Consider the following 6,204-nt stretch of genomic DNA (forward strand, 5'->3'; position numbering starts at 1 on the left):
TTGGTGCCGCCTCTGCCCTTGGTCGGGGCAGCCCTCAGATTTTCAATTGCCCTGTGCGTTCGCGGTCTGAACAGTCCGCGCAGCGCGTTGTGTGCAGCGGGTTTTGGGGCGCGCGTTTTTTGCTGCGGGCGCGTCCTTGTTTATCCCGGTGCTCTTTCAATGCGTCCCATGCCGGCTGCGCGGGCGGCCGAGATATTTGGCCGTGGGCAGCAAAAATACGGCGGCAACGTGCTGCTTTGTCACCGGCAAGGCCGGCCCTAAAACGGTTTCAAGCGTTACCAGCTCTGGCTCAGAGATGGTAACGCTTGAAATGTACTTTGATGGCTGCGTGGGCAAGCGCCAACGTGAGCAGCCGCCAGCCGCAAAGATGCAAGCGCAGCTTCAGCCGTTACGACAAAGGAAGTTACGGATGCTTCAGGAGTTGTAACGCAGGAAACTACGCTTGCGGACAGCATGTGTAACGAGCGGTTTGTTTCCACACAACCACTGTCGCCATTCGTAAGGCTCGCAGGCTCGCCAACCACTGCCGCGAAGACAGCAGAGCTATTTACTTGCGCGGTTAAGCGCCGAAGTAAACTTTGAGAATGTACATTCTCAAAGTTGATCTGCTCTAGCTGACCACCAGCTTCAAAAAGCGCTTTTTACCCAATTTTATCACATATTCCCCGGCGGCCAGAGGCGTGATGGCGTCATCGCAGCGCTGGCCGTCAATGGAAAGCGCCCCTTCTTTCATGAGGCGTTTGGCCTCGCCGCGGCTTTTTACCAGGCCGGCGGCTTCAAGGAATACCGGAGGCGTACTGTCTTCACCGTGCGCGCACTGATGCTCGGGCATTTCATCCGGCACGCCGCCGCCCGCAAATACCGCATTAAAGCCCTGCTGTGCTTCGTCGGCGTCCTTTTCGCTGTGGTAGCGGCTGACCATTTCGTGGGCCAGCGTTTCCTTGGCGGCCTTGGGGTGAACAGTGCCGTTAGCCACATCCGTTTTGAGGGCGGCGATGTCTTCAAGGCTTTTGGCGGAAAGCAGTTCGTAGTAGCGCCACATGAGGTCGTCGGAAACGGCCATGATTTTGCCGAAGATCTCGGAAGGCGCCTCGTCGATGCCGATATAGTTGCCGTAAGATTTTGACATCTTGCGAACGCCGTCAGTGCCTTCAAGCAGGGGCATGGTGAGAATGCACTGGCTTTCAATGCCGTAGTGGGCCTGAAGGTTGCGGCCCACAAGCAGATTGAACTTCTGGTCGGTTCCGCCCATTTCCACATCGGTCTTGAGGCATACGGAGTCATAGCCCTGGCACAGGGGATAGAGGAATTCGTGTATGGAAATGGGCCGCTGCTCGCGGAAGCGCTTTTCGAAATCGTCGCGCTCCATCATGCGGGCTACGGTATAGCTGGACGCAAGCTTGATGAAACCTGTGGCGTCGAGCTTGCCAAGCCACGTGGAGTTGAAGGCCACTTCGGTCTTGGCGGGGTCAAGGATTTTGAAGACCTGTTTTTTGTAGGTTTCGGCATTGGCGAGCACTTGTTCTTCAGTCAGCGGCGGGCGGGTTTCGGAGCGGCCCGAAGGGTCGCCGATACGCCCGGTGAAGTCGCCTATGAGGAAGACGACATGGTGGCCCAGTTCCTGAAAGTGACGCATCTTGTGCATGACCACGGTGTGCCCCAGATGCAGGTCGGGGGCGGTGGGGTCAAAGCCCACCTTGATGCGCAGGGGAGAGCCGCGCAGGATTTTTTTGCGCAGTTCGTTTTCGTCGATCAGTTCGGCCACGCCGCGCTTGATGGTAGCCATTTGGCGGTCAATGTCGGTCATTTGCCCTATCCTCATGTACCGGCTGCGGTAATACAGTCTGTTGCGGTAAAAAATTCGGCACAGAACAGGTGTTCTGTGCCTGACTTGGACAGGAGACAGTAGCCTCAACGCGGCGGAGGTGTCAAATTTTCATTGCCGTAATGTGCCGGGCAAGGCGCGGCCGCAGCCGCCCCGCTACATGCCGAGCAGCGCGAAAACGCGGCTTTGGCTCAATCCGCCGTGTGCGGAGAGCGCGGCCACGTTGTCATGGGCGATCATGTTCAGGGTTTCGTCCATAACGGACTCCACTTCATGATCTTCAAGCAGCTTGGGGGTGCTCAGGTTCACGACGTCCTGCACGGCGGCGGGGGTGGAGCCGGAATCGTCCTTGCCGGGCAGGGGGAACGCAAACGCACTGAATTTGTTGAGTCCGGAAATTTCCATGACAGTATCCTCATATGTGGCCGCGAAGGCGGGTGTGGTCAGATTTTCCGCACGGGGCGGATGCTGAAAGTTATGCAAGTTGAGTGCCATTGTGCGGCCAGGACGCCGTAGGCGTAACGCGCGCTGCGGTGTTGCCTCTGCGGGTGGGGATGGGCGCTTTGCCCGGCAACAAGGGCCGGGAAGGGGCAGAATTTTCCGTTGCGCCGGCTGGTGGTGGGCTGTTGGCAGCGGCGTTTATTGGCGACTGTTAACGGCATTGTTGCCGGTATCCGCAGGGCGAAGGAAGAGGACAGGCCAATATGGCGAAGGGCGCGCGGCTTTACACGGAGAGTCTGGGGCGGCACAGCCCCTTTGCCGGTAGTTTTGTTGCGGAGTGTCAAAAAGTCTGAGGCGCGAAATGTCGCAGTAACAGGGCGGGCGATCATGCTATGCGCCGGGCGGATGCAGGGCAGAGGCGGGGCAGATGCCGGCCAGATGCCGATGAATCCGAGGGCCTGGGCTGTGTGATCAGATTTATGTGCCCGGGTGTGGTGTCAGAACGAGTCGTCTGGCTAGAGCAGTTAACGAATGAAATGAGTTAACTGCTCTGCAAGGATTTTCAAGAAAATCCTTGCCACGAAATGCGAGAAGGCAGGCTTTTGCCTGCCGTAAGCGAGCATTTCAAGTGTTAAATGTTCTAGAGCAGATTAACTTTGAAAATGTACATTTTCAAAGTTTACTTCGGCGTTTAACCGCGCAGATAAACTGCGCTTACGCCTCCGTAGCGAACGTCTGCTCACGCAGCCGTCCGAGCAATTTAAAAGTTAAATTGCTCTAATGTGTCAGGGCGAGGTGGCGGCAGATGAGGCCAGGCCGAGATATCCGGTGTGTCCGGCTGAAGCGATCAGGTTCGTGCATTCGGACGGAAAGGCGGGCGTCAGGCGGTCAGGCGGGATTTGTCCGTGGCAGCGTCCACGCTCGGCTCGTCGTCTGCCTCATCCTCGTCGTCATAGTTTTCCAGGCAGTTTTTCAGGCGTTCAGAGCCGGAGGCGAGGATGTCGTCCCATTTAAGGTTCTGGCTTGGGGCAAACCAGTCCAGTTCCTCGGTGAACAGGAGGCGCAGCGCGGTTCCCTGATCACAAAGGCTTTTACAGGTTCCCATTTTTTTGGAAAGGAAGATGTAGGGCGGTTCCGAATCGGCAGACTTGTTGGGTACAATAAAGAAAAGGTATGTGGAGGCCAGGATTATTGACGAGATCTCTTCCGGCAGACAGGCGCACGCGCCGCCTGCGGAAAGGTTGACCAGGGGTAGCGGGTTGGGGCGGCCCAAAGCATAATATTCGGCCAGCAACTCTTTCAGCTCCGCCCTTGTGGTCGGGGGATTTTCCAGCGGCGTGATGCCGGCCAGGCGGCTGCGGTCCTTGCTCCACGTTACCCTTTTGTGTCGGCGCATCTGCCGGACGGCACAACTGCGGGCAAGGCGCAGCCGCAGGCTGCGTATGCCGCCCTTGTCATCCTTGTTCCTTTCAAGAATCAGGCCCGAGCCCTGATAGCCCATACGGCTCATGCCGGATTCTTCCCGCTGCTCCAGACTGAAGAAAAATTCGCAGGTATTTTCTTCACCCTTGCTTTTGCCTTGCTTGACTTCGGTGTGGCGCGGCATAAACAGCACTTCGCGCCCGTCAACACTGCGAAGTCTGCCGTGCATGACGATATCCGTCGGTTTGCCCTCATGTGGCAGGCAACATTTGATGCGCACTGTCGCCCGTTGGCGCATGGCGCGGGCAAAAGCTTCCGTGGCATTGGAGTTCCAAAGGCAGTAGGAGGTAGGAGTCGTCATGAGGCACTCCGTTCCGCGCTTGTCCATGCAGACGAATTTCGTTCGCAAGGGCGGATCTGTCGTTGGAGCCGGCGCACAGGCTCCTGTTCATGAACTGTTTACGCGAATGGAGAAACTATAGAATTACGATATCGTTTTATATGATATCTGTAGTCACAGTACGCCAGCCTTATAACCCCGTCAATAATGGCAAACTTTGCTTGTGCGGCAGAAAAAGCATTTTTGCTGTTGGCGGGTTTGCAAGGGCGTGGCGGTTCTGGGCATTTTTGTTTTGAAATGCTTGTGTGACGGCGAAGCATCGCTGCTGTATTCGCCCGTGGCTTCCTTCGTTGTCACGGTCGAAACAAGTTTGTCTTGCAAGCGGGGCGTGGTGCGGATTTCTTCCAAAATCCGCGTAGAGCAGGTCAACATTTTCAATGCTAATCCGCTCTGGTTTGTGCCGTACATGCAGTGCGGCATACCGGTTTTTGCAGCCCTGTCGCATGGCAGCAGCAGTTGGGGCGCATGTGGAATATTCACTTAAAAACAGGCCCTATTTCTGGCAATATATTTTTTATCTGACGGTCCATGCCCGGCCTGGAACAGCCCGGGGGTATGTGCGCTCTCATGCTTTGAATTGGCTATGCGGTATCTGGCCGCCCAAGCAGCCGGCAGCACTGCCTGGCCCAGAGTTTCAGGTCAGCTGCTGAAGCTGCGGCTTTCGCTTGTGACGGCATCTGTAGCCGCAACCGTAACCGCCAGGGTATGTTCAGGACATGTTCACATGGTAAAGATTTTTTACACCTACATACAAGAGAGGCCCCCTGCGGACAGGGGGCCTCTAACAAAAGGCATCTTTGTTCCGCTCCGGCGCGGTCTTGCTGAGGAGCCGCCGGAACGGAATTTTGTGAGGTCTAGCTTTCCTGCTTGACCTTGGACTTGGTCATGGCAAGGCCCAGACCTTCAAACAGTTCAAAGATGGCAAAGCCGTACCACAGGGTATAAAGCACGTAGAAGATAAGCATGGCGCTCATCAGCATAAGGTGCTCTGAAACCTTGGCAGCCGGTACGCTGTAGAAGTTGTTGCCAGGCTCGATGGCGCGGCGCAGTACGTGGTCAACCACCTGCGATTCTGCAATCTTGTGCTGCTTTTGCAGTTCCTTGATGGTGGGTGAAAGCACATACCACCATGCCGAGGCTACCTTGAGGGCAGGCTCGCCGCCGTACTTTTGCGCTACGGCCTCGGCGTCATTGTTATAAAGGTTGTCGGAGTCGTCAGTGGCCGAGGCCAGAATAAGGCCAAGATTGCCGGAGAAGCTGACCTTGCCGTCCTGGACGCTCACATTGGTAGCACCGGACTTTTCCAGCACCAGGGCGGCCAGAGGGGCAAGATCGGCCTTTTTGAGCTTCACGGTAATCTGAATGTCCTTACCGTCGACGCTTTTGAGGTTTTCACGCACACCGGGAATAAAATAGGACGAACCCTTGGACAGTTCGTTAAAAACGTTGTCCGCATACTGCAGGCCGGTGACATGGTTGCCAAGCTCATCCTTCATGATGGGCATAAGCAGGATCACGAAAAGGACAAGAAACGAAATCAGCAGCAGGCAGCCTCGGATAAAGGGCGCTTTAGCATGTACGAGCATAATCAGGCCTCCCCTCTGAGCTTACCGATGTTGGCGAAGAATTTGCTGAAGACCCAGATGCCGAAGAATGCCACAACGACCCAGAAAACGACGTTGCCCACACTTTCGATAATGCCCACAACCTTCGGCGACCAGTTGAGCACTTCCATTTCCACCAGCTTTTTGGGCAGGGTGGCTGCGCGGTTGATGAAGCCCGCGATGATGGAGATGGCGTAGAAGCCGCGGATGTGGATGCCCTTGACCACCTTGGTGGTCAGAGCGCCGACCTGAATGCCCAGCAGCGAGCCGAGCAGCATGCCGATAGCCAGCGTGTAGAACACGTAGCCGTAAATGGCATACTGGCCGATGGCCGCGAAACCGGCGGTGAAGATGATCTGCAGGATATCGGTTCCCACAGTGGTCATGGAAGACACGCCGAAGATGTACACAAACATGGGGAAGGTGACGAAGCCGCCGCCCACGCCCATGATGGCGGCCAGCAGACCCACAAAAACGCCGCCCGCCGCCACGATCCAGCCGGAAATGCGGCG

The 6,204-nt window shown here is 56.4% G+C and carries 6 protein-coding genes; 1 reads left to right on the plus strand and 5 read right to left on the minus strand.

From position 1 onward, the window contains the following. Positions 1-610 precede the first annotated feature (610 nt). The 3 genes from tyrS to V6C07_RS10760 all read right to left on the minus strand — a co-directional run bounded on the left by tyrS (position 611) and on the right by V6C07_RS10760 (position 4,049). Positions 611-1,807 (minus strand): tyrosine--tRNA ligase, encoded by a 1,197-nt coding sequence (tyrS, locus tag V6C07_RS10750; protein ID WP_333536482.1) that lies wholly within the window; start codon positions 1,805-1,807, stop codon positions 611-613. A 174-nt stretch (positions 1,808-1,981) separates the two neighbouring features. After that, the gene (locus V6C07_RS10755; RefSeq protein ID WP_333536483.1) at positions 1,982-2,230 is read right to left on the minus strand and encodes a hypothetical protein; all 249 of its coding nucleotides are present in this window, start codon (positions 2,228-2,230) and stop codon (positions 1,982-1,984) included. A 916-nt stretch (positions 2,231-3,146) separates the two neighbouring features. Next, positions 3,147-4,049, minus strand: coding sequence for a hypothetical protein (locus tag V6C07_RS10760; RefSeq protein WP_333536484.1), 903 nt, complete (start codon positions 4,047-4,049; stop codon positions 3,147-3,149). A gap of 247 nt (positions 4,050-4,296) precedes the next feature. Between V6C07_RS10760 and V6C07_RS10765 the strand changes: the two genes are divergently transcribed. Further along, complete coding sequence (locus V6C07_RS10765) at positions 4,297-4,572, plus strand: hypothetical protein (RefSeq protein WP_333536485.1); 276 nt, start codon at positions 4,297-4,299, stop codon at positions 4,570-4,572. A gap of 370 nt (positions 4,573-4,942) precedes the next feature. On the opposite strand, the gene V6C07_RS10770 is transcribed toward V6C07_RS10765, so the two are convergent. Both V6C07_RS10770 and V6C07_RS10775 read right to left on the minus strand, forming a co-directional pair. Further along, positions 4,943-5,674 (minus strand): hypothetical protein, encoded by a 732-nt coding sequence (locus V6C07_RS10770; protein ID WP_333536486.1) that lies wholly within the window; start codon positions 5,672-5,674, stop codon positions 4,943-4,945. A 2-nt stretch (positions 5,675-5,676) separates the two neighbouring features. Then, the coding region (locus V6C07_RS10775; RefSeq protein WP_333536487.1) for a sulfite exporter TauE/SafE family protein at positions 5,677-6,204 on the minus strand (528 nt) is incomplete at its 5' end.

Origin of the sequence: Desulfovibrio sp. 1214_IL3152 (assembly GCF_036763055.1) — a bacterium.
Taxonomy (GTDB): Bacteria; Desulfobacterota; Desulfovibrionia; order Desulfovibrionales; family Desulfovibrionaceae; genus Desulfovibrio.

What these genes read in the sequence shown, in the direction of transcription:
- tyrS (WP_333536482.1), bottom strand. Translation starts at nt 1,807, where the DNA reads ATGACCGACATTGACCGCCAAATGGCTACCATCAAGCGCGGCGTGGCC.
- V6C07_RS10755 (WP_333536483.1), bottom strand. Translation starts at nt 2,230, where the DNA reads ATGGAAATTTCCGGACTCAACAAATTCAGTGCGTTTGCGTTCCCCCTG.
- V6C07_RS10760 (WP_333536484.1), bottom strand. Translation starts at nt 4,049, where the DNA reads ATGACGACTCCTACCTCCTACTGCCTTTGGAACTCCAATGCCACGGAA.
- V6C07_RS10770 (WP_333536486.1), bottom strand. Translation starts at nt 5,674, where the DNA reads ATGCTCGTACATGCTAAAGCGCCCTTTATCCGAGGCTGCCTGCTGCTG.